Below are 24,938 nucleotides of genomic sequence, written 5' to 3' on the forward strand. Positions count from 1 at the left end.
TCAACGCGCAAGCATGCGGCATCGCCTTGCAGCTTTGCAAGCCCTCCGGACAGCCCTTTATAGAACTCATCGCCTCTCACCCCCGCCCCCGGTAAGGCGGCACGCCCTGTGCCGGGATCCAGAGGTCTTTCGGCTCCGGCCCGGTGGCCCAGAACACGTCGATCGGAATCCCGCCGCGCGGATACCAATAGGCCCCAATGCGCAGCCATTCCGGGTCGAGCAATTCAACCAGACGCTTGCCGATATAGACCGAACAATCTTCGTGGAACGCGCCGTGATTGCGGAAAGAACCGAGAAAGAGCTTCAGAGATTTGCTCTCCACCAGCCATTTGCGCGGGATGTAGTCGATCATCAGATAGCCGAAATCCGGCTGGCCGGTCATCGGGCAGAGCGAGGTGAACTCGGGCGCAGTAAACCGCGCGACATAGCGTTCACCCTCATGGCTATGCGGCACTTTTTCGAGCACCGCCTCTTCCGGGCTCTTCGGCAGCGCGCTTGCCCCACCGAGTTGCGTGAGGCCGGACGTGTCGGTCTTGGGCATGTCAGTTGTCCTTATTCAAAGCCGCAGTCAGAAAGGCGGCATCCCGATCCGAGAAGGCACAAAGCAGGATGTTCACATCGGAAAGCTCCGCCATAGCACTCCGGATCGTATGCACTGCAATGCCCGCCGCGCGGTCTTTCGGGAAACCATAGACACCCGTCGATATGGATGGAAACGCGACCGAGCGGATCATCCGCGCACGCACGATATTCAGGCTTTCACGATAGCAGGAGGCAAGCGTTTCGTCTTCCCCCTGCCCGCCGCCGTGCCAGATCGGCCCGACGGTGTGGATCACGTAGCGCGCCTTGAGAAGATACCCGCCCGTCAGCTTGGCCTGCCCCGCAGGGCAGCCGTTGAGCGTGCGGCATTCGTCGAGAAGCCCCGGACCGGCCGCGCGATGGATCGCCCCATCGACACCGCCGCCGCCCAAAAGCGTCGAGTTGGCCGCGTTGACCACCGCCTCCACATCGAGATCGGTGATAGAGCCGGTGACAACGCGCAGAGGCATCAGACGGCTTTCGCCAGCGCCTCGGCCAGATCGGTGCGTTCCCAGCTAAACCCGCCATCCGCTTCCGGTGCGCGCCCGAAATGGCCATAGGCCGCGGTGCGCTGATAGATCGGTTTGTTCAGGCTAAGGTGGGTGCGAATTCCGCGCGGGGTCAGATCCATGACCTGCGGGATCGCGGCCTCAATGGCAGCTTCGTCCACTTTGCCCGTGCCATGCAGGTCGGCATAGATCGACAGCGGCGCAGCGACGCCAATCGCGTAAGACAGCTGGATCGTCGCCCGATCCGCCAGTCCCGCCGCCACGACGTTTTTCGCCAGATAGCGCGCCGCATAGGCCGCAGAGCGGTCCACCTTGGTCGGATCTTTCCCGGAGAATGCGCCGCCGCCATGCGGGGCCGCGCCGCCGTAAGTGTCCACGATGATCTTGCGCCCGGTCAAACCCGCATCGCCATCCGGTCCGCCGATCACGAATTTTCCGGTCGGATTGACGTGCCAGATCGTCTCCGGCGTCACCCAGCCCTCCGGCAGGGTCTCAAGAATGTAAGGCTCGACCAAAGCCCGCACGTCATCCGAGTTCATGGACTCATCAAGGTGCTGGGTCGACAGAACGATGGAGCTAACCCCCACCGGCTTGCCGTCGCGGTATTTCACGGAAAGCTGCGATTTCGCATCCGGACCAAGCCGCGGCTCCGTGCCGTTCTTGCGGACTTCGGCCAGACGGCGCAGGATCGCGTGGGCATATTGGACCGGAGCCGGCATCATCGCCTCGGTCTCGTTCGTGGCATACCCGAACATGATGCCCTGATCGCCCGCGCCCTCGTCCTTGTTCTCTGCGGCATCGACGCCCTGCGCGATATGCGCGGATTGCTCGTGAAGGTAGTTTTGCACCTCCAGCGTCTGCCAATGGAACTTGTCCTGCTCATACCCGATGTCTTTGACACATTCGCGCACGATGCGGTCGATGTGATCCATATAGTCGTGGAGCTTGGCCTTGTCCGACAAGCCAACCTCCCCGCCGATGACCACACGGTTCGTGGTGGCGAAGGTTTCACAAGCAACGCGTGCTTCCGGCTCTTCTGCGATCAGCGCATCGAGAACGGCATCGGAAATACGGTCGCAAACCTTGTCAGGGTGGCCCTCGGAAACGGATTCCGAAGTGAAGACGTAATCTTTGCGGGACATGGGGGTCGTGCTCCATTGGGTTATGACACCCGCACGTCAGGAAGCCGTTGTGCGGGCCGTTGATCTAAATGCGATATAACCGCAACCCGGGAGGGTCAATCGGTTTTTCTGGTGCGCATGAGGGTTGTGCCGATCCTGCCACTCAACACCAAAAGGATTAAAAATATCAAAACCGGGGCCTCGGAAAACCGCGTGTAAAGAGGCGGTTGCTGCGCGCCGGGCAATTTGGCCGTGAAGGCCCCGGAGGTGCCCAGAGGGATCGCAGCCCGCACCCCGCCCCGCGCATCAATCAGCGCGGATATGCCGGTATTGGCCGCCCGCACCATCGGCAGCCCCGTCTCAATGGCCCGGAACCGCGCCTGCGCAAGCGCCTGCTGCGGGCCGGAAAAGGTGCCAAACCAAGCATCGTTGGTCATTTGCAACAGCCAGTCCGGGCGCGCCTCCGTGCGCAGATCGCGCGGGAAAATCGCCTCGTAACAGATCAGTGGCAGCGCATGACCAAGCGCGCCCATGTCCATCAGATGCGGTCCCGGCCCTGCGGAATAGCCATAGCCGCTGTTCGCCGTGAAAGAGCGCAGACCGATCCGTTCAAGCAGCCACGGCAAGGGCATGTATTCGCCGAACGGAACGAGGTGATGCTTGTCATAAACATCGGCAACCTCGCCCTGTTCATCGAGCAGGATCGCACTGTTGAAGCCGTGCATGCCGTCCACCCGATTAAGACCAACCACGGCCCGGGCCGGGGCGGCCGTTTGAGCAATTTCTGCCAGCTCCGGTCCTGCCGCATAGAGCGGCACCGCGACGGAGGTCTCCGGCCAGATCACCAGATCGGCCCCTTCCGGCGGCGTCACGGACAAGGCACGCTGATAGAAGATCGGAATGTAATCCGGGTTCCATTTCAGATGCTGCGGCGCGTTGGGTTGCACCACACGAATGGCCTGCTCCCTGTCGGGTGGCAGCGGAGCGGATTGACGTTGAAACCCGATGACAAAGGCCGCAGCAAAGAGAGCAATGGCAACGCCCCCCGTCCACAGCGAGCGTTTGAGGACTGCATGCGCAAGCACCGCAGCCAAAGCGAAACTCAACGCCGTGAGACCATAGGGCCCCACGAAGGCAGAGAGCTGCGCCAAGGGCGTGTCGAGCCAGATATAGCCGGGCATCGCCCAGGGAAACCCGGTAAAGATATGGCCCCGCAGAAGTTCCGCCGCCCCCCAAAACCCGGCAAGCCCCGGCAGACCGGTCTTAAACCGTTTCGCCAAGAAGAAGGCCAAAGCCCAGAATAGTGCCAACCCGCCCGACATGAAGAACAGCGCGAAGGGGATCATCCAGCCGTCCTGCATAGGCTCGACAAGGAAGGGATTCACAATCCAGTTCAGCGAGACAAGGAAGGTTGAGAACCCGACAAGCCAACCACGAAAGGCGGCCTGTCTGGGCGTGAGCGCCATGCGCCATGTGATCGCCGCCATGGTGAGGCCGATCAGAGCCACCGGCCAGACCCCGAGCGGGGCCTGTCCTGCGGCGATGAGAAAGCCCGCACTCAGCGCAAAGGCCCGAGGCGGCGTAAACGCGCGCCGAATCCGTGACAGGCGCGCGCCCATGTTTTAGGTCTCCGCCTTCGGTTTCACGGCAGACGGCAGGCGCACGCGGATACGTTTGATCCGGCGCGGGTCCGCATCAACGATCTCGAACTCGGCCCCCGACGCATGCGGGATCACCTCGCCACGCGCGGGCACACGCCCGGAAAGAAGAAACACGAGACCGCCCAGAGTGTCGATCTCCTCTTCCTCTTCTTCCTCGGTCAGACGCAAACCGATGGCCGCCTCGAATTCATCGAGAGGGGCTTTGGCCTGCGCGATGAAGACACCCGGCGCGGATTGGGTCCAGAACACATCTTCATCGATGTCGTGCTCGTCCTCAATCTCACCGATCACCTGTTCGACAAGGTCTTCGAGCGTCACAAGCCCGTCCACCCCGCCGTATTCGTCGATAACCAGCGCCATATGCATGCGCTCCGTCTGCATCTTTTGCAGCAGCACCCCGATTGGCATCGAGGGAGGCGCAAAAATGAGCGGGCGCAGCATTTTGCGCAGATTGAACCGCTCGCCCTTGCCATTAAAGCCATGGGTGAGTGCAAAATCTTTGAGGTGCACAAGCCCCACCGGCGTGTCCAACGTGCCTTTGTACACGGGCAATCGCGTCATGCCGCTTTCCCGGAAGACCTCAACAAGATCCTCCTTCTTAATGTCGGTCGGAACCGCCACGATCTCCGCTTTGGGAATCGCAACGTCATCCACCCGCATCCGGCGTAGATTGACCATGCCGGGGCGTTGCACGGGCTGGGATTGCGCCACAGATGGGCTTGCCCCGGCCAAGGCTGTTGTTTCGGAGGGTTTGGCGGTAAATGCCGCCTTCATTCGGTCGAACCAACCAGAGGGATTGCGCCCATGACGGCGCGGTCTGCTCTGTGGTCTGCTTATAGGGTCGATCGGCGCGCTCTGCGCTGCCGTAGAAGACCCAGGCTCGGTGTCGCCCATGCGTCCTTTCCAAATTGAACCGGTCTTTTGCGACCGTTCGCCTAATATGGGTCTTCGAGACCCATGGTTGCAAGTATTTCGATCTCGGTTTGCTCCATAATTTCTGCATCCCTGTCGGTTATGTGATCATAACCCAACAGATGTAACAGACCATGAACAAGCAAATGGGTGACATGATCGGCGAATGTCTTGTCCTGCTCCTCGGCTTCGCGGGCGCAGGTTTCATAGGCGATTGCGATATCCCCGAGCTCTACCGTGCCGTCGAAATCCGGCTCCGGCAGCGGCGGACGCTCTCCCGGCGTGGCCCGCTCGTCCGCCGGCCATGACAGCACATTGGTCGCCTTGTCCTTCTCGCGAAAATCCGCGTTCAGCACCTTGATCCGCGCATCATCACAGGCCAGCACGGAGCCTTCGCACAACTCCGGATCAAGCGCCAGATACGACAAAGTGGCGGCCTCGGCGGCATGCGCCAAGGCCTCAAGCCCCGCCTCGTCCCAGCGGTCATCCTCAATAATGACTTCAACGGCCATGCGGCGCTCCGACGATTTCTTCGCGCTTATTGCGCTTCGTCGGCCTCATACGCTTCGATGATCGCCGCCACAAGCGGGTGACGCACAACATCTTTCGAGGTGAAGTAGTTGAACGAGATGTTCGGCACGCCTGCGAGGATGCGTTCGGCATCGCGCAGCCCCGATTGCACGCCGCGCGGCAAATCGACCTGAGAACGGTCGCCGGTGATCACCATGCGCGAGCCTTCGCCGAGACGGGTCAGGAACATTTTCATCTGCATGGTGGTGGCGTTTTGTGCCTCGTCGAGCACCACAAAAGCGCGGCTCAGCGTCCGGCCCCGCATGAAGGCAAGAGGCGCGATCTCGATGGTCTTTTCCTCTTTCATCTTCGCCAGCTGCTTGGCCGGAAGAAAATCATTCAGCGCGTCGTAAAGCGGCTGCATGTAGGGATCGACCTTCTCGTCCTGCGTCCCCGGCAAGAAACCCAGACGCTCGCCCGCTTCAACAGCAGGGCGCGACAGGATGATCCGGTCCACATGACCATTGATCAGCATGTTCACCCCAACCGCAACCGCAAGATAGGTCTTGCCCGTGCCTGCCGGACCGATCCCGAAGGCGAGTTCGTTCTTGAACAGGTTCTCGACATAGGTTTTCTGCGCGCCAGTGCGGGGTTCGACAAGCTTCTTGCGGGTCTTGATTTCGACCTCGCCACCGCGGAACATTTCCATCTGATCGCCGGGCAAACCGTGTTCGGCAGTGTCGACATGGCCCATCCGGATCACGCCGTCGATGTCGCCGGGCTCGATCTCGCGCCCTGCTTCAAGCTTACTATAGAGTTCCTGAAGAACCGATGCGGCGCGACCGCGGGCACTGCCCGTCCCCATCACGGAAAGCATATTTCCTCGTCGGACAATCTGGACTTCGAGCTTATGTTCGATTTGAGCGAGGTTCCGGTCAAATTCGCCGCACAGGTCTATCAGCAACCTGTTGTCATTGAATTCGAGAAGCGTTTCGTGGACTGCGTCCTGCGATTTCGGGGGTGTCAACGCGCTCAGGCCCAAATATTGTCTCCGACTCTAGAATGGCTCCTGAGTCTGATGGTGCCAAGGGATTGGGGCTCTGGCAAGCTGGGACACAAAATCTTCACAGTGAGAGCGTGCACTCCGGCGGAACATCGCCACAAACTGCACAAAAATTAATCGATCAGCAAAGGCGCACACAGCACACACAACGCAAAACAAAAAGCCACCCAATCATCGGGTGACCTTTCTGTTCTCACGTAAAATCGCGTCTTTGGACCAGTTTTACGATGTCGATGGGTCAATAATAGAAGACCCTTTCTTATAAGGGCCAACGGCCGTATCAGGTGCCGCTGTCCCAGAGCAGACAGGTTTGCCATATTTATCGACACGCGGCGACAGGTAGCCCTCAACACCATCGTCGATGATCCAGTGGTCACATCCCTCCGGGTCGATCCAAATGCCGGCAACCAGATTGGACAGGTGTTTGGCATCGAACCCACGGTCGATGGTTTTATCGCGTTTTGGCACATCCATAAAGCCCGAGTTACAGGCCGACAGAGTTCCGGCAACAGCGAGAAGAGCGATCGCTTTCATGGCTTTCATCGTCTCTCTCCTCACTTGATGCAGATGATTTCGACGCGGCGGTTTTTCTGCATACCCGCTGCGGTCGCGTTCGAGGCGATCGGTTGACGCTCGCCATAGCCGCGAACATCTGCGATCCGGGCCCCGGTCGCTTTTGCGATCTTGGCCACCGCATTGGCGCGGTTGTAGCTCAGACGCATGTTATATTCGTCAGAGGCCCGGCTGTCGGTGTGACCGACGATAATGTATGCGGTCGCATCGGCCTGTTGGAAAAACGCGGAAAGACGTTTCCGCCCCGCCGCAGAGATCGAATATTTGTCGGTCGCAAAAAGCTGGTCGGAATTCATCACCGCGCAGCTTTGAACCGGGTGACAGGTCGGGCGGCCCTGACGGTCGCGCTTGAGGTCCATATAGCCCTCTGCCCCGTCGTCCATCACCCAATGCTCACAGCCATCCGGGTCGATCCAGATCGTCGGCGTGTAATTTTCGCCCTTCACCACATTTTGCGCAAAAGCGGCGGGGCTCACCAATGCCAACCCCGCACTCATCGCTAGGGCCAACACTGCCCTGCTTGTTCCAGCAAACATATCGAATTCGTCTCCCATCCCCACAGGCTAGGCGTCCGCTTACCCGTGATCGGGCGCGCCCCCTGCAGTCTACCGACTGCATACGCCCACTCGCTAAATCATGACTGAAAAATAGCAAGTTTGTGGCGAAAAGATAGCAACTATCGAGGATTGTGGCGAAATTTAGTCATTCATTGTCGCCACGCAGATAACGAAAGAAGCACACCCGCCTGATTGTTAACCAGACGGGTGTTTAATGTAGGATAGGAGAGACGTGTGAGGCGCGCGAACGCTTAGCGAAGCACTTCACCGGCGAGCGAATTCGGGCCGCTCTCGATGATTCTCACCCGAGCGATTTCGCCCACGGCGACATCATCCGTGACATGGACCGCATGGAGATAGTCAGATTTGCCAACCATCTGCCCCGGCAAGCGCCCTTTGCGCTCGAAGAGAACCGACACGTCGCGCCCGACCATGGCGTCCTGGAACGCATGCTGTTGCTGCGTGATCAATTCTTGCAGACGGTGAAGACGTTCAGAGGCGACATCGGGGTCCACCATCTTCGCTTCTTTCTCTGCGGCGGGCGTGCCCGGACGTGGCGAGTATTTGAAGGAGAAGGCGGAGCCATAGCCGACTTCGCGCACGAGGCTCATCGTGTCCTCGAAATCCTGATCCGTCTCGCCGGGGAAGCCGACGATGAAATCGCCGGACATGGCGATATCGGGGCGCGCGGCGCGGATACGTTCGATCAGGCGGAGGTATTCCTCGGCAGTGTGCTTACGGTTCATCGCCTTGAGGATTTTGTCAGACCCGGACTGCACCGGCAGGTGCAGATAGGGCATCAGCTTGTCGCACTCCCCATGAGCCGCGATCAGATCGTCTTCCATGTCGTTCGGGTGCGAGGTCGTGAAGCGGATGCGCTCCAGACCATCCACCTTCGCCAGCTCGCGGATCAAACGGGCAAGCCCCCAAGTCCCACCTTCGCCCGCACCGTGGTAGGCGTTGACGTTCTGGCCCAGCAGGGTGAGTTCACGCACCCCGCGCTCCACCAGATCGCGCGCCTCCGACAGCACACGGTCAACCGGACGCGACACTTCCGCACCACGGGTATAGGGCACGACGCAGAAAGCACAGAATTTGTCGCAGCCTTCCTGCACCGTCAGAAACGCCGCCGGAGCGCGTTTTGCCTTAGGGCGGGCTTTCAGTTTCTCGAACTTGTCCTCTTCCGGGAAATCGGTGTCGAGCGCCTTCTCACCATGACCGGCCTTGGCCTCAAGCTCCGGCAAACGGTGATAGGACTGCGGCCCGACCACCAGATCGACCATTGGCTGACGCTTCATGATCTCTTCGCCCTCGGCCTGCGCGACACAGCCCGCAACGCCGATCTTCAGATCAGGATTGGCAATCTTCAGATCCTTGTAGCGACCAAGCTCGGAATAGACCTTCTCCGCCGCCTTCTCGCGAATGTGGCAGGTGTTCAGAAGGATCATGTCCGCCTCTTCGGGAGACGACACTTCCGTATACCCCGAGCCGCCAAGGCTCTCAGCCATGCGTTCGCTGTCATAGACGTTCATCTGACAGCCATAGGTCTTGATATAGAGCTTCTTGGTGTCGGCCATGGCCAAAAATCCACGTATGATGGGGAATTGAGCCGGTTACCTAGCGCAAGAGCGCTGACAGGGCAAATGGGTTTTGCCGCACTGGGGCCGCAAGCCCCCCACTCCAACCCCGCCCCTTACCCGCTCAACCTGCACAGATCCCAAGAGAGATTGCGCCCCAAGTCCTTGCAATCCCCTGCCCTTCATGCCTTTTTTACCCTCAACGGGGATAGTGACCCGGTAAGGGATAATCATGCGGTACGACAGCCTCGACACTTTCCTCAAAGACGGCAAGGACGCCCTTTTAAAAGGGCCGATCGCGATGATTTTCGCCGAAGACCTCGTCGAAGTCGCCACGACACTGCGCCACCACTTGTCTCTGGGCTTCAAACAAGTGCTGCTCTTTGCCCCCGATGAGGTCAAACTGGCCGAAGGGCTGGAACTGAAAATCCATCGTATCCGCTACATGACCCGTGAGCGTCATATGCTGACCAATGCCGTCAATCGCATCATCGATGCGGCACCCGGCATCTGGATGTATTACTGCTACAACGCGGAATACCTGTTCTTTCCCTTCTGCGAGACGCGCACCATCACCGATATGCTGACCTTCCACACTGAAGAGAGGCGCGATGCGATGCTCTGCTATGTGGCCGATCTCTATGCCGATGATCTGGGGGCGAACCCGAATGCGGTTTCGCTTGAAGACGCGCATCTTGACCGTTCCGGCTATTACGCACTTGGCCGCCCCGACGCGAAAGGGCACGCGAGGGAGCGTCAGCTCGACTTCTATGGCGGGCTGCGCTGGCGGTTTGAGGAACATATGCCGCCCAACCGCCGCCGCATCGACCGGATCGCGCTGTTCAAAGCGAAAAAGGGATTGCGGCTCAGTGAGGAACATCTGTTCAACGACGAAGAGTACAACACTTTCGCCTGCCCCTGGCACCACAACCTGACCGCAACGATTGCCTCCTTCCGGACCGCCAAGGCACTCAAGTCCAATGCTGGCTCGACCTATGACATAGACACGTTCATGTGGCACAACTCCGTCGAATTCGCTTGGCACAGCCAGCAATTGCTGGATTTGGGCCTGATGGAACCGGGGCAGTGGTTTTGAGCGCCTCAAATCCGCGCCAAAACTGCGTCATCCGCTGAATTTCCGGCATCGGGTTGCATTACATATGTAAGCCGTTATCCTCTCGCGCAATCGCAACGGGCACCTGCGCAGAGGCGCGGCCCCGAAATTCACCCCGAAAAGTTAGGACGCCTCATGACCGAAGTTAAATCGGGCGACAAAGTACGCATTCACTACACCGGCACGCTCGTAGACGGCACCGTCTTCGACAGCTCCGAAGGCCGCGACCCGCTTGAGTTCACCGTTGGCTCCGGCCAGATCATTCCGGGCATGGACAAGCACCTGCCGGGCATGACCGTCGGCGAAAAGAAAACCATCGTCGCCGTGGCGGACGAGGCCTATGGTCAGCGTCACCCGGAAGCGCAACAGGCCGTGCCGCGCGCACAAATCCCGGCGGAAATCCCGCTCGAAGTTGGCCTTCAGCTTCAGATGCAATCCCCGCAAGGTCAGGTCATTCCCGTGACCGTGGTCGAGATCACCGAAGAGGAAGTCACCCTCGACGCCAACCACCGTCTCGCGGGCGAAGACCTGACCTTCGCCATCGAACTGGTTGAAATCGTCTGAGCTTAGATTTTGCTCTTCAAAAGAATGAAGGCGGCGCGCATTTGGCGGGCCGCCTTTTTCATTGATCCCACGCAGGTTTGGAGTCAAATGGCGCTATGACCTCCGCGTTTTCTCCAGATTGCTCAAATTGCGCCGCGCTCTGCTGTCTGGCATTGGCGTTCGATCAGGGCGACATGTTCGGCCACGACAAAGCCGCAGGAATGCCCTGTCACAACCTCGATGGCTTCGCCTGCTCCATCCACCCCCAGCTTGCAGATAAAGGCTATCACGGCTGTGTTGCCTTCGATTGTCTCGGCGCGGGGCAAAGGGTGACGGCCCTGTTCGACGAGACATGGCGCGAAGCACCGAAACGCACGGCCCCGATGATCGAAGCCTTTCGCGTGATGCGCGAGGTTCAGAGCCTGCACCAAATGCTTCTGGCCGCCAGCGCCCTGCCCCTCCCGGACGACAAACGCGCAGAGCTGCGCGGTCGGATAGAGGATCTGGAGCAGATCAAGACAGAGCTCGCAATGCTGGCGCAGTTTGATCCGAGCGAGGCGAAGCGCTGGCTCAGAAGCCTCGCGCCTTTCGTCAAACCGGCGGCGTAAAAGCCGCGCGCGCCGCAACCGCCTTGGCATGATGCGCGCAGCCCGGATGGTGGTCGTTGACCATGCCCATCGCCTGCATGAACGCATAGCAAGTGGTCGGCCCGACGAATTTCCAGCCCTTTTTCTTGAGCGATTTGGAAAGCCGTTGCGAGGTCGGTGTCTGCGAAACGATCTCCCCACCGCTCTCATCGGTCTGCGGCTCGAATGACCAGAAAAAAGCGGCGAGCGAGCCGTGTTCGCGCTCCATCTCGATGGCGCGGCCTGCATTGTGAATCACTGCTTCGATCTTGCCCCGGTGACGGATGATACCCGCGTCCTGTACCAGCCGCTCGACATCCTCCCCGTCAAACTCTGCCATGCGGTGATAGTCAAACCCGACAAAAGCGGCGCGGAAATTCTCGCGTTTGCGCAGAATCGTCCACCACGAAAGACCGGACTGGAACCCTTCGAGACAGATTTTCTCGAACAGACGCCGATCATCGGCGACGGGATAGCCCCACTCCTCGTCGTGATACCGGATATACTCCGGGTCAGAGGCGCACCAATGGCACCGGCACAGCCCGTCCTCTGCGGTAAACAGTCGCTCCATCACGCATCCCTTCAAACAAAAAGCCCCGCCATGATGGGCAGGGCTTTCTCAAAACTGTCAAGCTCTTGCGATCAGTGGCGCGCTTTCGGGCGCAGGCGGATCACCACATCGACGGCCGCGATCTCCATGCCCTCGGGCGGTGTCGGCAAGCGCTCGATCTTAAGCTCCTTGGCGGGCGCATCTGTTAGCTCGCCATTGTCTTCCCAGAAGAAATGCGGATGCTCGTCCATGTTGGTGTCGAAATAGCTGCGGGAGCCATCAACCGTGACTTCCTGCATCAATCCGGCCTCACAAAAGGCGCGCAGCGTGTTGTAGACGGTCGCGAGAGAGACTTTCTCTCCCTTGTCACAAGCCGCATCGAACAGGCTCTCTGCGGTGACGTGCCGGTCATGCCCGTCGCCCACGAGCAGGGTCGCCAGCGCTATCCGTTGACGCGTCGGACGCACGCCTGCGCTCGCCAGCCACGCTTCGCCGCGGCGGTTTTCAAGGGTCTCAGTCTGGGGCATGGGCTTCGTCATGTGCGTCCAATTCCTGGGTTTACCGATGAAATATAGAGGATCAGCCACCCAAAATTCAATTAGAAATACTCTAAATTGCCTTTCACATTGTTTTCACCGTGTCAATTTCACCCCTCATCCCCGCGCCTGTTGCGCTTGCGTGGGCACCGGGCGGGGTGATAGAGGGGATGCGACTTTAGAAAGATATGAGGAAGGCAAGGGCGTTCATGGCTGATTACCCTACGAGTTTCACCAAGGAAGACCTGCTCAAATGTGCGGCAGGCGACCTCTTTGGACCGGGCAATGCACAACTCCCGGCCCCGCCGATGTTGATGATGGACCGCATCACCGAGATTTCCGGAGACGGCGGCCTGCATGGCAAGGGCCACGTCGTGGCGGAATTCGACATCACGCCCGATCTGTGGTTTTTTGAGTGCCATTTCCCCGGCAACCCGATCATGCCCGGCTGTCTCGGCCTTGATGGGTTGTGGCAGCTGACCGGCTTCAACCTCGGTTGGCGTGGCTGGCAGGGGCGCGGCTATGCGCTTGGCGTCGGCGAAGTGAAACTCACCGGCATGGTCCGCCCGGACCGTAAAATGCTGACCTATAAGGTCGATTTCAAGAAAGCCGTTCAAAGCCGTCGCCTGACCATGGGCGTGGCCGACGGGATCGTCGAAGCCGACGGCGAAGTGATCTATCAGGTCACCGATATGAAAGTCGCCCTGTCGGAGAGCTGACCTTCTCACCTTTACGGCGACACCTAAAATCATTTGAGACGGCGAAGAGTTCTTCGCCGTTTTTTTGTTGCGCCCTAAGCCCCCAAGGCCCAAGCGCCCCTTTCAGATTTTTGCCCACACATAATTATGAGTTCAGACTCATAATCTTGATTATTAAATTGAATTAGACTCATAACCATTTGCCATCTATTTGAACAACAAAGCACAATAGAAAACGTCTGAAGTGATGATTTTTCGTCGTTAGCGACCGCAAATCACAGCAGGCAAATAGGAGCGATAGACCATGAACATTCCAGCCCAGCGCTTCGATCAAAAAAGCAAAGCCGGTGACTTCACCTTCGTGATCCGCAGCCTTCGCTTCGACGAGAATTACGAGCCTGCGGAGAGCACGCGCCTGACGACCAATTTCGCCAACCTCGCGCGTGGAGAAAGCCGTCAGGACAACCTGCGCCGGGCGCTCACCATGATCGACAACCGTTTCAACGCGCTGGCGCATTGGGACAACTCCAAGGGGGATCGCTATTCGGTCGAGCTTGAGATCATTTCCGCCGATCTGGACATCGAAGGCAATGGTACGGATTTCCCGGCGATTGAAATGTTGAAAACCACGATCGTCGATCACAAGACTGGCGCGCGGATCGAAGGCATCGTCGGCAACAGCTTTTCCTCCTATGTGCGCGACTATGATTTCAGCGTGCGCCTTTTGGATTACAACAAGGGTCGCGACGGGTTCAGCGTGCCGGAAAACTACGGCGATCTGCACGGCAATCTCTTTAAACTCTTCGTCACATCTCCCGCCTATCAGGAGAATTTCACAAAACGTCCGGTGTTCTGCCTGAGCGTATCACACAACAAAACCTACACCCGCACCGCCAACGAACACCCGGTTCTGGGCTTTGAATACCAGCCAGACACCACCTCCTTGACCGAGGCCTATTTCAAGAAAATGGGCCTTCAGGTGCGCTATTTCATGCCGAAGAACAGTGCCGCCCCGCTGGCCTTTTTCTTCTTTGGCGATCTTTTGAATGATTACAGCAACCTCGAACTGATCTCGGCGATCAGCACGATGGAGAGCTTTCAGCGGATCTACCGCCCGGAAATCTACAACGCCAACGCGCCCGCAGGTGTTGTGTACCAACCCAGCCTCGATCATCAGGACTTCTCGCCGACGCGCATCGTCTATGACCGCGAGGAACGCAGCCAACTGGCCGTCAAGCAGGGCAAATACACCGAAGAGCACTTTATCAAACCCTATCAGAGCATTCTGGACGCCTGGTCGGCGCAATACGCTGCTGAATAACCCGCTTTATAAATCTAAGGCGTTTTCCCGATCCGGCGGTTTCAAGCTGGCTCGGGAAACGCCGTTCCAAGTCAGACAAGAAACGCACAAGGTCTCAGATCATGAACAAACTGCTCCCCACCTCCACCGCCGGCAGCCTGCCGAAACCCTCCTGGCTGTCCGAGCCGGAAAAGCTCTGGTCTCCTTGGAAGCTTGAAGGCGAGGCTCTGATCGAGGGCAAACAGGATGCTCTTCGCGTCACGCTCATGGAGCAACAGGTTGCGGGCATCGACATCGTCAGCGACGGCGAACAAACCCGTCAGCATTTTGTCACCACCTTCATCGAAGGCCTCGACGGCGTCGATTTCGAGAAACGCGAGACGGTGAAAATCCGGGATCGTTATGACGCCAGCGTGCCGACCGTCGTCGGTGCCGTGTCGCGCCCGAAATCGGTTTTTGTCGAAGACGCCAAATTCCTGCGCTCACAAACCAAAGCCCCGATCAAATGGGCGCTGCCCGGCCCGATGACCATGATCGACACGCTTTACGACGCGCATTACAAAAGCCGCGAAAAGCTTGCTTGGGAATTCGCCAAGCTTCTCAATGAAGAAGCCAAAGAGCTTGAGGCCGCAGGCGTCGATATCATCCAGTTCGACGAACCCGCCTTCAACGTGTTCTTTGAAGAGGTGAACGACTGGGGCATGGCCACGCTGGAGCGCGCCATGGAGGGCCTGAAATGTCAGAAGGCCGTCCACATCTGCTATGGCTATGGCATCAAGGCCAACACCGATTGGAAGCAAACGCTGGGTTCGGAATGGCGCCAATATGAAATGATCTTCCCGAGCATTCAGAAATCGAGCGTCGATCTGGTTTCGCTTGAGTGCCACAACTCCCATGTCCCGCTGGATCTGATCGAACTCATTCGTGGCAAAAAGGTGATGGTCGGCGCCATCGACGTGGCCAATAAAACCATCGAGACCCCGCAGGAAGTGGCAGACACGCTGCGCAAGGCATTGCAATTCGTGGATGCGGACAAGCTATTCCCCTGCACCAACTGCGGCATGGCCCCGCTGTCGCGCACAGTGGCACGCGGCAAGCTGAATGCACTGTCTGCCGGGGCAGAGATTGTTCGACGCGAGCTCCAAGTCTGAGGGCCATTCGAGCGGCACCTGAAAATAAGGCGTATGAGGGCTCCCTTCATGCGCCTTTAACACGTCTCCTGATGTTCTCCGGGCAGCCTCCCCCTTGCACCGCGCTCCCCCCCTGCACTACAAAGCACGCAAACACCTAAGGGAAGGAATACGCCATGCGTCGCGTCGTCGTCACCGGGTTGGGGATCGTCTCCTCCATCGGTAACAATGCCGAAGAAGTGCTCGCCTCGCTGAAAGCAGGCAAATCCGGCATCACCGCAAATGAAGACATGAAGGAATACGGCTTCCGCTCGCAGGTTGCCGGGGCCATTGATCTGGACATCAAGGAACATGTCGACAAACGCGCTCTGCGCTTTATGGGACCGGGCGCTGCCTATGCCTATATCGCCATGCAACAGGCGATTGCCGACTCGGGCCTTGAAGACAGCGACGTGGTGAACCCGCGCACGGGTCTGATTGCTGGCTCCGGTGGTCCGTCCACCTCCGCCATGCTGACCGCGCATCAGTCGGTTCTCAAGACCATGTCCACCAAGCGTGTTGGGCCGTTTGCCGTGCCGAAATGCATGAGCTCGACGATCTCCGCCAACCTCGCGACGGCCTATCAGATCAAGGGGATCAACTACTCGATCACCTCGGCCTGTTCCACCTCCCTGCATTGCATCGGCTCTGCCTCCGAGCAGATCATGCTCGGCAAACAGGACGTGATGTTCGCAGGCGGCGGCGAGGAACTCGACTGGACCCTGTCCTGCCTGTTCGACGCAATGGGTGCGATGTCCTCCAAGTATAACGACACGCCGGAGAAAGCCTCCCGCGCCTTTGACGCCAATCGCGACGGGTTCGTGATCTCCGGCGGCGGCGCGATCCTCGTGCTCGAAGAGCTGGAACACGCCAAAGCCCGCGGCGCGAAAATCTACGCCGAAGTCACCGGCTTTGCCGCGACATCTGATGGCGCCGACATGGTTGCCCCCTCCGGCGAAGGCGGCGAGCGCGCGATGCGTCTCGCGCTCTCCACGCTGGCTGAGGACCGCAAGGTCGGCTACATCAACGCACATGGCACCTCGACCCCGGTCGGCGACGTCGGCGAGGTTGAAGCCGTGCGCCGCGTCTTCGGCGAAGGTCAGACCCCAGTGATTTCCTCCACGAAATCCATGACCGGCCACTCCCAAGGCGCGACCGGTGCGCAAGAGGCCGTCTACTGCCTTCTCGCGCTTCAGAACGATTTCATCATCCCGTCGATCAACGTCGAAACCCTCGACCCGGCGATCAAAGAGGGTGAGATTGCCACCAAACTGGTGGAGAATGCGGGCCTTGATACGGTGATGACCAACTCCTTCGGGTTCGGCGGCACCAACGGCTCGATGCTTTTGTCGAAATATCTGGGGTAAGAGACACAGATGGCTGATCTTCTCAAAGGCAAACGCGGGCTCGTCATGGGCGTCGCCAACGAGCGCTCGATCGCATGGGGCATCGCGAAAGCCTGTGCCGATGAAGGCGCGGAACTGGCCTTCACCTATCAGGGTGAAGCTTTCGGCAAACGGCTTGAACCGCTCGCCGCCTCCGTCGGCTCCGACACGATGGTTGATGTGGATGTGACCAACCCCGAGCAGATGGACGAAGCTTTTGCGGCGCTCAAAGCGAAATGGGGCAAGCTCGATTTCGTCGTCCACGCGATTGCCTATTCGGACAAATCCGAACTCACCGGACGGTTCCGCGACACGACTGAGGCGAATTTCAAGAACTCGCTGCATATCTCGTGCTTCAGCTTCATCGACGTCGCCAAACGCGCCTCCGAGCTGATGACGGATGGCGGCACCTTGATGACGCTGACCTTCGCGGGATCGAACACGGTTGTTCCGAACTACAACGTCATGGGCGTCGCCAAGGCGGCTTTGGAAAGCTCCGTGCGTTACCTTGCCAACGATCTCGGCCCCGAGGGCATCCGCGTCAACGCGATCTCCCCCGGCCCGATGAAAACTTTGGCCGGATCGGCCATCGGCGGGGCACGCAAGACCTACAAACACGCCGAACAAAACGCGCCGCTGCAATCCAACGCGACGCTCGAAGCGGTCGGCGCAACGGCGGTTTACCTCGCCTCTGACGGTGGCCAATACACCACCGGCGAGATCATCCGCGTCGATGGCGGCTATCACATCATGGGCATGCCCCGGATCGAAAACATCTGAGCCATCAGACAGACGACCAGACAAACCCCGCTTCGGCGGGGTTTTCTTTTGAGTATTTGCCGCAGCAAAGGAAACATGACGCCACGTCCTGCGCGCGCCTGCGCGAAGCTGATGTAGCCTCTTCTCAGGGAGAGAGACATGTATGACTACATCATCATCGGCGCGGGATCGGCGGGTTGCGTTTTGGCGGACCGATTGTCCGGGGACGCGGGGAAGCGGGTTTGTCTTTTGGAGGCGGGCGGCAAGGATCGCTCCCCCTTCATCCATATTCCTTTGGGATTGGCCGTTCTGGCGCGCCTCAAAGGGGTGAACTGGAGCCACCACACCGTTCCCGATGAGGCTCTGAACGGGCGCAGGCTCTACTGGCCGCGCGGGCGGGTGCTTGGCGGATCGTCCTCGATCAACGCGATGATCTACATGCGCGGACACCCCGAGGACTATCGAGGCTGGGCGCGATCTGCGGGCGATATGTGGGACTGGCCGCGTGCGCTGAAGCTGTTCAAGAGTCTGGAGGGGAACGCACAGCTCTCGGATGAGCACCACGGCACCGATGGGCCTTTGTCGGTCTCCGATCTGCGCAGTCCCAATCCGCTTTCGCAAGCCTTTGTCAAAGCCGGTATTGAGGCAGGCTTTCCAAAGCGGCGCGATTTCAACGGCGCGGATCACGAAGGCGTCGGCCTGTTCCAAGTCACGCAGAAAGACGGCAAACGCTTCTCGACGGCGCGCGCCTTTCTCGATCCGGTGCGCCATCGCAGCAATCTCGACATCCTCACAAATGCGCAGGTCACGCGCATCCTGATCGACGGGCGCGTTGCCAAAGGAGTCGCGCTCAACGATCGCGAGATCCGACTCAATCCCGGCGGCGAGGTCATCCTGTCAGGCGGCGCAATCAACTCGCCCCAGCTTCTGATGCTCTCCGGGATTGGCCCCGGCGAGACGCTGCGCGCACAGGGGATTGAGGCGCTGCTGGATCAGCCCGAGGTCGGGCGCAATCTGGCGGACCATCTCGACATCACGGTAATGTCTGCGGCGGCGGATCGTCTGCCCATCGGCATCGCACCTTCATACCTGCCCCGTGCGCTTCGGGCCGCGTGGCAGTTTGTTCGGCAAAGGCAGGGGGAACTGACGTCGAATGTCGCCGAAGCAGGCGGGTTCGTGCGCTCGGCCCCGCAGCGCGACAGGCCCAACCTGCAATTCCATTTCATCCCCGCCTATCTGCGCGATCACGGGCGCAAGACCTCCTTCGGCTATGGCATGACACTGCATGTCTGCGATCTTTTGCCAGCCTCAAAAGGCACGATCACACTGGCCTCCCGCGATCCTTTCGCGCCACCGAAGATCGACGCGAATTATCTCAGCGCGCCGGAGGATGTGGAGACGCTTCTGTCAGGCCTCAAGATCGCACGGCAGGTGATGCAGGCCCCGTCCCTCGCCCACCATGTCAAAGCGGAGCGTCTCCCCGGCCCGGAAGTGCAAAGCGACGCGGCGCTGATCGACGACATTCGCGCCCGGTCGGAGACGATCTATCACCCGGTCGGCACCTGCCGCATGGGGCGCGATGCCGGATCGGTGGTCGATCCCGAAGGCCGAGTGCGCGGGGTCAGCGGGCTGCGCGTGGTGGACGCTTCGATCATGCCCGAGATCATCGCCGGGAACACCAATGCGCCGACGATGATGATCGCGGAAAACATCGCCGATCAGATGAGCGCGCCCCCGCGAAAACGCTGATCTCAGTGACAGCCGCCGGGGCCGCAGCTGTCGCAACTCTCACAGGCCCGCGCCCGGCCCTTCATCTCGATGAACTTTTCGTCCCAGGCTTCACCATCGCCGAATTCAAGGAAGTGCTGATACTGCTCGTGCCGGTCCGGCAGAGGCCGCGCGTGTTTGATTGGACACCAGTAGTATTCCGTCCGCCCCGCCACCTCGCGCACATAGGCCAAAAGCCCGTTGCAATAACCGCAATAGACGCAGTTCAGCTTTTGCATGAAGTTCAGATAGGTGAGCTTGTGCCGATCCACCGCAATGTATTTTTTGCGCTCGACTTTCGGGATGCCGTAGACCGGAAAACAGATCGCCTGATAGACCGTCACGAACAGGTCCATCAAGGTGAACGGAATGATCAGCCCGTAGATCACCGGAGCTGTCACGATCTCCCAAGGCCGGGCGCGGCGCAGGAAAACCGCCCAGCGTACCTTGAGCCTGCGCCCACGCCTGCGCGCTTCTTCCTCGAAGACCACACGGCCATTGCTCAGACGATACTGAAACCGTTCCCGCGCCTCGACCGCCTCCTGTTCAAGCTGCGCCTGTAACTCGCGCAGACTTTCACGCAGTTTCTCCACAGTGCCGTTCATCGGGCCCTCCAGCCTCTTGGTGCTTCGCCTCGACAAGGTAGAGCCTTTTGTACTGAAAACGAAAACTCCTTTTTTGTAACCCTCGCTTCGTCGTGATCTGTTGCTCTTGCGCGCTGACTGTCGGCGATCAGGAAACAGAGCGTTGATCCGCCTCCTGACGAGTCCCGAACAAAAAGCGGGACACATTCTCGCCACATTTTAGACCGATCAAAGTCTGAAACTGGTTCCCAAAAGGCCGCAATTCGACTCGCCATGACTTTTCTGCTGCTCGCCATCGCCCTCGGGCTTCTCGCCCTGCCGCTCGTCATCCGCCCCTTGCCAAGCGAAGGACGGCTCCACGCCAGCGGCTTTAACGGCAATGGCGTCCTTATCGGCTTCGCAGTGACACTGGCCGTCGCCTACCTGACCTCCCCACTGTTCGGTTTCGGGTTTGTTTTCACAGTGTTGTTCCATGAGGTAAGTTCGGCCTACGCCTGCCGCATCATCGGCCATGACAGCGCGCGTATTCGCCTTGTGCCCCTCCCGATCATCGCCCCGCCGCGCTCCGACCGGGCGTTCAGCCACGCCATCGAGGAAAGTTTCGCCGCACTTTATGCCCCGGCGCTCGCCATTGTTCCCATGGTCTTGGCATTTGCCCTATTCCATGTGCTCGCCCCTGTTGCCCCCGCGCTTGCAAATATGATGCGCGTCTCTGCCATCATGCTCGGCACGTTCAATTTCATCGTCCTTCTGCCCTTCATGCCCTTTGCGGGTGGGCGGGTGATACGCGCCATCTCCGATGCGTTCTGGCCCCGCCTTGGCACGGGCATCAGCCTCTTCATGACAGCCGCCTTCGCCTCCGCCGCGCTGCGGGATCATTCCATCGCGATGGGACTGCTTGCGGCGGCCGGGATCCAGAGCTTGCTCTACAAACGCCCCGCAGAGCAAAAGCCCCTGACGCATAACGAAGCGCTTCTGGTCATGGCCTGTTACGCCTTCGTACTCACCGTGCATTACCTCGGCGGCTCGCTCCTTCTGAACATCTGGCTCTGAGAGCGCTGCTCTTCCCCTCCCTGCGCAGACGTGACACTCTGCGCGCAAGGAGGCCCATATGGTTCAGTATTTCACCACGAAAGACGGCTTAAACCTCGCCTATGACGTTCAAGGCGACGGGCCGCCCCTGCTTTGTCTCGCCGGGCTCACCCGGAACATGGACGATTTCGACCCCGTGGTGGTGCATTTCGCGGACCGGGCAAAGGTGATCCGCCTCGACAGCCGGGGGCGCGGTGCCTCGGATCATGATCCGAATTTTCTCAATTACACGATCCCGCAGGAGAGCGCAGATGCCTTGGCCCTGCTCGACCATCTGGGGATCGACAAGGCCGCTATCCTCGGCACTTCGCGCGGCGGGTTGATCGCCATGGCCCTTGCCGTCACCGCGAAAGAGAGGCTTTCGGGCGTGCTCCTGAACGACATCGGTCCGGAACTGGACCCGACCGGGCTCGCCGGGATCATGGACTATCTCGGACGCCCCTCGGCCTATCGCAGCTTTGAAGACGCCGCCAACAAACTGCCGAACGCGCTCGGCGATCAGTTTCCGAATGTCTCCCGCGATCAATGGCTCACCTATGCCCGGAGGATTTGGTCGGAGGGCGAGCGCCGGCTTGAAGCGCGCTATGACATGAAACTGCGCGACGCGATTGAGGCGCAAAGCATCACCGGCGCGGCGCCCGATCTCTGGCCCCTGTTCGAGGCCTTCGCAGGCCTGCCCCTCGCGCTGCTCCGGGGCGAGAATTCGAACCTGCTCAGCGCCGCCTGCATGGAAGAAATGCAGCGCCGACGCCCCGACATGATCGCGGCCGAGGTCAAGGATCGCGGCCATGTTCCCTTTCTCGATGAGCCGGAGAGCCTCGACGTCATCCATCGCTTTCTGGAGGCCCTGTCATGAGAATTGCACTCGGGGACATCACCCTCAATGTCGAGATCAGCGGGCCGGACACCGGTGCGCCCGTGGTCTTTGCCCATGCCCTCGGCACCAATCTGCACCTGTGGGACGAGGTGCTGCCGCATCTGCCCGAAGGCCTGCGTCTCATCCGCTACGACCTGCGCGGACATGGCCTCTCCGACACCCCGAAAGGCCCCTATGCAATGGGCACCTTGGTGCGGGACGCCGAACGGTTGCTCGATCATCTCGGCGTCAAAGACGCGGTCTTCGTCGGCATTTCCATCGGTGGGCTGATCGCGCAGGGGCTGGCGGTCAAACGTCTCGATCAGGTGCGTGCGCTGGTGCTCTCGAACACCGCCGCCAAGATCGGCGCGCGGAGCATCTGGGACAAACGTATTGCGGGCATTCAAGAGAAAGGGCTGGAGAGCATCGTCGCCCCGACGCTCGAACGCTGGTTCTCGCCCAAGTTTCGCAAGTCTGAGGCGGCAAAGCGCTGGGGGCAGTCCATTCTCGATACCTCGTTGGAAGGCTATCTCGGCTGCGCGGCGGCGATTGCAGGGACGGATTTCTACACGCCGACATCCGGGTTGCGCCTGTCGTGCCTCGGCATCGCTGGAGGCTATGACGGCTCCACCCCGCCAGATCTTGTGCGCGAAACCTTAGGCGTCATTCCCGGCTCGCGCTTCGAGTTGATGCGGCGCTCCGGACATTTGCCGCCGGTCGATGCGCCAGAGGATTTTGCCGCGCTCCTGAGCGATTTCCTGAGAGAAATCGCCCACACCAAGCGCGACCAAAATCCGCGCGATCCTATTATTCCGGATCTCGGCAGTCATCATCACGACCATCATCACGAACACGACCACCAACATCATGATCACGATCATGACGGAAAGTGCTGTGGCAAATGATCCTGCGTTTCTCCTGATCCACGGTTCCGCGCACGGGGCGTGGTGCTGGCGCGACCTGCTGGCGGAGCTGCACAGCCGCGGGTTTGAGGCGCGGGCCATTGACCTGCCGTCGCAGGCGGATGATCCCGCCGATCTGGAAGCAGTCGGGCTGAACGAAGACCGCGACGCCATTCTGGCCGACATCGCGTCGCATGAAGACCGCCCTGTTGTGCTTGTCGGCCATTCCGCAGGTGGCTATGCGATCACCGCAGCGGCTGAGGCCGCCCCCGACAAAGTCGCCGCGCTCGTCTATCTCTGCGCCTATGTCCCCGTGGATGGTATCAGCCTTGCCGACCTGCGCCGCTCCGCGAAATCCCAACCGGTTCTGGGCCTGATCGAGAGAACCCGCAACCGGCAAGCTTACCGTTTCAAGCCGGACGCCGGAGGCGAGGCTCTGTGTCACGACTGTTCCGACGACGTCAGAACCTATGTCACCGCCCATCTCGGCGCTCAGGCGATCCGCCCCCAAGAGACGGCCCTCGCAGTAACCACCGCCTCAACCGCCCTCCCCCGCCATTACATCCTTTGCGAGCACGACCGGGTCATTCCCCCCGCCGAGCAACGCACCATGTGCGCGGGTTGGCCTGAGGCTTCGGTCCACACTCTGCCCTGCGGCCATTCCCCCTATTTCGCTGCGCCGAAACGCCTTGCGGACACGCTCGCAGGAATTCTGCATCAAGCGGGATAGACAGCCCCGCAGCGACAGGTCACAAAGGGCGGGTTGTTTTCCCGGAGCCCGGCATGCCCCGTCACCTGCCTATCGTTTTCATCGTCACGACTGTCCTGATCGACGGGATGGGCATCGGGTTGATCTTCCCGGTGCTACCGACCCTGATCCGGGAGTTGACCGGCCAGACCCTCGCCGATGCCGCGATCTGGGGCGGGGTTCTCGCCACCGGCTTTGCCGTGATGCAATTTTTCTTCGGCCCCTTCGTCGGCAACCTCTCCGACCGGTTTGGCCGCAAGCCCGTGCTCATTGCCGCGCTCTTTGTGATGATGATCGACTACCTGATCATGGCGCTGGCGCACACGATCTGGCTTTTGCTCATTGGCCGCCTCATTGCCGGGATTTCCGCCGCGACGCCGGGCACGGCTGCCGCGTTCATGGCCGACATTTCCAAACCCGAAGAACGCGCCCGCAATTTCGGCTATGTCCACGCCGCCCTCGGCGTCGGCTTCGCCCTTGGCCCCGTCATCGGTGGCCTCCTCGCGACACTCGACACCCGCGCGCCATTCTATGCCGCAGCCGGTATCGCTGGGCTCAACATGCTTTTCGGCATCCTCGTCATGCCCGAAAGCCTCTCGCCCCAGAAACGCCGCGCCTTTGACTGGAAACGCGCCAACCCGTTCGGAGCGTTCCGCGCCATCGGGCGGCTCAAAGGCTTGGCCGGTCTGCTCGCCGTTTTCGGCCTCTATGAGACCGCCTATTTCGTCTATCCCGCGATCTGGTCCTTCTACACCGAGGCGCAGTTCGGCTTCGACACCGCCACCATCGGGCTGACGCTCTTTGCCTTCGGTGCCACCATGGGACTGGCCCAAGCCGTCCTCGTCGGCCCTCTGGTCAAACGCTTCGGTGCCTATCGCATCGCGATGGCAGGTATCCTGCTCGACAGTCTCGTCTTCATCACCTTCGGCCTCACCACCAGCGTTCCGATGGTCTGGATCATGTCCGTACTCTCGGGCATTTCCGCCATCTCCATCCCGGCACTGCAATCCATGATGAGCGGTGCGACCCCCGATGATCAGCAAGGCGAGTTGCAAGGCGTCACCGGCTCCATCGCCGCGATGGCCACCATCGTCAGCCCGCTCGTCATGACCGAAACCTTCTCGATCTTTTCCCGCCCCGACACCGCGCATTACCTGCCCGGCGCGCCGTTCCTTCTGTCTCTGGTCATCGTCATGATCGGCGGCCTCATTCTCTGGCGCTGGCAAAACCGTCACGGCCATGCCTGA

26 protein-coding genes, 1 pseudogene and 1 riboswitch are annotated in these 24,938 nt (G+C 59.9%); of the genes and pseudogenes, 14 read left to right on the forward strand and 13 right to left on the reverse strand.

Going from position 1 to position 24,938, the window contains the following annotated elements; genetic code table 11:
- Positions 1–76: 76 nt before the first annotated feature.
- From queF to miaB, 10 genes are all read right to left on the reverse strand, one after another.
- Positions 77–541, reverse strand: coding sequence for a preQ(1) synthase (gene queF / locus ACYBHZ_RS00810; protein ID WP_460272283.1), 465 nt, complete (start codon positions 539–541; stop codon positions 77–79).
- Between the two features lies 1 nt (position 542).
- A complete protein-coding gene (locus tag ACYBHZ_RS00815; RefSeq protein WP_460272284.1) occupies positions 543–1,049 on the reverse strand; it encodes an O-acetyl-ADP-ribose deacetylase in 507 nt (168 codons plus the stop codon).
- On the reverse strand, positions 1,049–2,230 hold the full coding sequence (gene metK, locus ACYBHZ_RS00820; RefSeq protein WP_460272285.1) for a methionine adenosyltransferase: 1,182 nt from the start codon (positions 2,228–2,230) through the stop codon (positions 1,049–1,051). The genes ACYBHZ_RS00815 and metK overlap by 1 nt, the downstream gene beginning before the upstream one ends.
- Positions 2,231–2,238: 8 nt before the next feature.
- Positions 2,239–2,289, reverse strand: a riboswitch (SAM-SAH riboswitch).
- A 36-nt stretch (positions 2,290–2,325) separates the two neighbouring features.
- Positions 2,326–3,828 (reverse strand): apolipoprotein N-acyltransferase, encoded by a 1,503-nt coding sequence (gene lnt, locus ACYBHZ_RS00825; protein WP_460272286.1) that lies wholly within the window; start codon positions 3,826–3,828, stop codon positions 2,326–2,328.
- A 3-nt stretch (positions 3,829–3,831) separates the two neighbouring features.
- Positions 3,832–4,644, reverse strand: coding sequence for a transporter associated domain-containing protein (locus ACYBHZ_RS00830; protein WP_460272287.1), 813 nt, complete (start codon positions 4,642–4,644; stop codon positions 3,832–3,834).
- Positions 4,645–4,805: 161 nt separating this feature from the next.
- Positions 4,806–5,294: an rRNA maturation RNase YbeY gene (ybeY, locus tag ACYBHZ_RS00835; protein WP_460272288.1), complete on the reverse strand. Its 489-nt coding sequence runs from the start codon at positions 5,292–5,294 to the stop codon at positions 4,806–4,808.
- A gap of 26 nt (positions 5,295–5,320) precedes the next feature.
- Positions 5,321–6,334, reverse strand: coding sequence for a PhoH family protein (locus tag ACYBHZ_RS00840; protein ID WP_460272289.1), 1,014 nt, complete (start codon positions 6,332–6,334; stop codon positions 5,321–5,323).
- 243 nt (positions 6,335–6,577) lie between these two features.
- Complete coding sequence (locus tag ACYBHZ_RS00845) at positions 6,578–6,898, reverse strand: hypothetical protein (RefSeq protein WP_460272290.1); 321 nt, start codon at positions 6,896–6,898, stop codon at positions 6,578–6,580.
- Between the two features lie 11 nt (positions 6,899–6,909).
- Positions 6,910–7,464: an OmpA family protein gene (locus ACYBHZ_RS00850; RefSeq protein WP_460272291.1), complete on the reverse strand. Its 555-nt coding sequence runs from the start codon at positions 7,462–7,464 to the stop codon at positions 6,910–6,912.
- Positions 7,465–7,736: 272 nt separating this feature from the next.
- Positions 7,737–9,062 (reverse strand): tRNA (N6-isopentenyl adenosine(37)-C2)-methylthiotransferase MiaB, encoded by a 1,326-nt coding sequence (gene miaB, locus ACYBHZ_RS00855; RefSeq protein WP_460272292.1) that lies wholly within the window; start codon positions 9,060–9,062, stop codon positions 7,737–7,739.
- A gap of 232 nt (positions 9,063–9,294) precedes the next feature.
- Here miaB and ACYBHZ_RS00860 point away from each other — a divergent pair, with 232 nt between their 5' ends.
- From ACYBHZ_RS00860 to ACYBHZ_RS00870, 3 genes are all read left to right on the forward strand, one after another.
- Positions 9,295–10,158: a hypothetical protein gene (locus ACYBHZ_RS00860; RefSeq protein ID WP_460272293.1), complete on the forward strand. Its 864-nt coding sequence runs from the start codon at positions 9,295–9,297 to the stop codon at positions 10,156–10,158.
- A gap of 153 nt (positions 10,159–10,311) precedes the next feature.
- Entirely contained in the window at positions 10,312–10,740 is a 429-nt protein-coding gene (locus ACYBHZ_RS00865) for an FKBP-type peptidyl-prolyl cis-trans isomerase (RefSeq protein WP_460272294.1), read from the forward strand.
- 95 nt (positions 10,741–10,835) lie between these two features.
- Positions 10,836–11,327 (forward strand): hypothetical protein, encoded by a 492-nt coding sequence (locus ACYBHZ_RS00870; RefSeq protein ID WP_460272295.1) that lies wholly within the window; start codon positions 10,836–10,838, stop codon positions 11,325–11,327.
- Here the strand turns inward: ACYBHZ_RS00870 and ACYBHZ_RS00875 are convergent.
- Both ACYBHZ_RS00875 and irrA read right to left on the reverse strand, forming a co-directional pair.
- The gene (locus ACYBHZ_RS00875) at positions 11,311–11,916 is read right to left on the reverse strand and encodes a DNA-3-methyladenine glycosylase I (RefSeq protein WP_460272296.1); all 606 of its coding nucleotides are present in this window, start codon (positions 11,914–11,916) and stop codon (positions 11,311–11,313) included. The two genes, ACYBHZ_RS00870 and ACYBHZ_RS00875, sit on opposite strands and share 17 nt — an antisense overlap.
- Before the next feature lie 71 nt (positions 11,917–11,987).
- Positions 11,988–12,434 carry an iron response transcriptional regulator IrrA gene (gene irrA, locus ACYBHZ_RS00880; RefSeq protein WP_460272297.1) on the reverse strand — a complete coding sequence of 149 codons (447 nt, stop codon included), beginning with the start codon at positions 12,432–12,434 and terminating at the stop codon, positions 11,988–11,990.
- Positions 12,435–12,640: 206 nt separating this feature from the next.
- Between irrA and fabA the strand changes: the two genes are divergently transcribed.
- From fabA to ACYBHZ_RS00910, 6 genes are all read left to right on the forward strand, one after another.
- Entirely contained in the window at positions 12,641–13,150 is a 510-nt protein-coding gene (fabA, locus tag ACYBHZ_RS00885; protein ID WP_460272298.1) for a bifunctional 3-hydroxydecanoyl-ACP dehydratase/trans-2-decenoyl-ACP isomerase, read from the forward strand.
- A 283-nt stretch (positions 13,151–13,433) separates the two neighbouring features.
- Complete coding sequence (locus ACYBHZ_RS00890; protein ID WP_460272299.1) at positions 13,434–14,450, forward strand: DUF1852 domain-containing protein; 1,017 nt, start codon at positions 13,434–13,436, stop codon at positions 14,448–14,450.
- Between the two features lie 101 nt (positions 14,451–14,551).
- The gene (locus tag ACYBHZ_RS00895) at positions 14,552–15,580 is read left to right on the forward strand and encodes a methionine synthase (protein WP_460272300.1); all 1,029 of its coding nucleotides are present in this window, start codon (positions 14,552–14,554) and stop codon (positions 15,578–15,580) included.
- Positions 15,581–15,735: 155 nt separating this feature from the next.
- Entirely contained in the window at positions 15,736–16,965 is a 1,230-nt protein-coding gene (gene fabB / locus ACYBHZ_RS00900) for a beta-ketoacyl-ACP synthase I (protein ID WP_460272301.1), read from the forward strand.
- Between the two features lie 9 nt (positions 16,966–16,974).
- A complete protein-coding gene (locus ACYBHZ_RS00905; RefSeq protein ID WP_460272302.1) occupies positions 16,975–17,763 on the forward strand; it encodes an enoyl-ACP reductase FabI in 789 nt (262 codons plus the stop codon).
- Between the two features lie 138 nt (positions 17,764–17,901).
- Positions 17,902–19,491 (forward strand): GMC family oxidoreductase, encoded by a 1,590-nt coding sequence (locus tag ACYBHZ_RS00910; protein ID WP_460272303.1) that lies wholly within the window; start codon positions 17,902–17,904, stop codon positions 19,489–19,491.
- Between the two features lie 2 nt (positions 19,492–19,493).
- Here the strand turns inward: ACYBHZ_RS00910 and ACYBHZ_RS00915 are convergent, their stop codons facing one another.
- A complete protein-coding gene (locus ACYBHZ_RS00915) occupies positions 19,494–20,114 on the reverse strand; it encodes a hypothetical protein (RefSeq protein ID WP_460272304.1) in 621 nt (206 codons plus the stop codon).
- Between the two features lie 252 nt (positions 20,115–20,366).
- Between ACYBHZ_RS00915 and ACYBHZ_RS00920 the strand changes: the two genes are divergently transcribed.
- The 5 genes and pseudogenes from ACYBHZ_RS00920 to ACYBHZ_RS00940 all read left to right on the forward strand — a co-directional run bounded on the left by ACYBHZ_RS00920 (position 20,367) and on the right by ACYBHZ_RS00940 (position 24,938).
- Positions 20,367–21,146 carry a hypothetical protein gene (locus ACYBHZ_RS00920; RefSeq protein ID WP_460272305.1) on the forward strand — a complete coding sequence of 260 codons (780 nt, stop codon included), beginning with the start codon at positions 20,367–20,369 and terminating at the stop codon, positions 21,144–21,146.
- Between the two features lie 58 nt (positions 21,147–21,204).
- Positions 21,205–22,041: an alpha/beta fold hydrolase gene (locus tag ACYBHZ_RS00925; RefSeq protein WP_460272306.1), complete on the forward strand. Its 837-nt coding sequence runs from the start codon at positions 21,205–21,207 to the stop codon at positions 22,039–22,041.
- A pseudogene (gene pcaD / locus ACYBHZ_RS00930) lies at positions 22,038–22,817 on the forward strand (3-oxoadipate enol-lactonase); the annotation flags it as partial. The gene ACYBHZ_RS00925 and the pseudogene pcaD, both read left to right, overlap by 4 nt.
- Before the next feature lie 103 nt (positions 22,818–22,920).
- Positions 22,921–23,673, forward strand: coding sequence for an alpha/beta fold hydrolase (locus tag ACYBHZ_RS00935; RefSeq protein ID WP_460272307.1), 753 nt, complete (start codon positions 22,921–22,923; stop codon positions 23,671–23,673).
- A 53-nt stretch (positions 23,674–23,726) separates the two neighbouring features.
- Positions 23,727–24,938, forward strand: a complete 1,212-nt coding sequence (locus ACYBHZ_RS00940) for a TCR/Tet family MFS transporter (RefSeq protein ID WP_460272308.1) — start codon at positions 23,727–23,729, stop codon at positions 24,936–24,938.

Source organism: Celeribacter sp. ULVN23_4, from assembly GCF_054788345.1.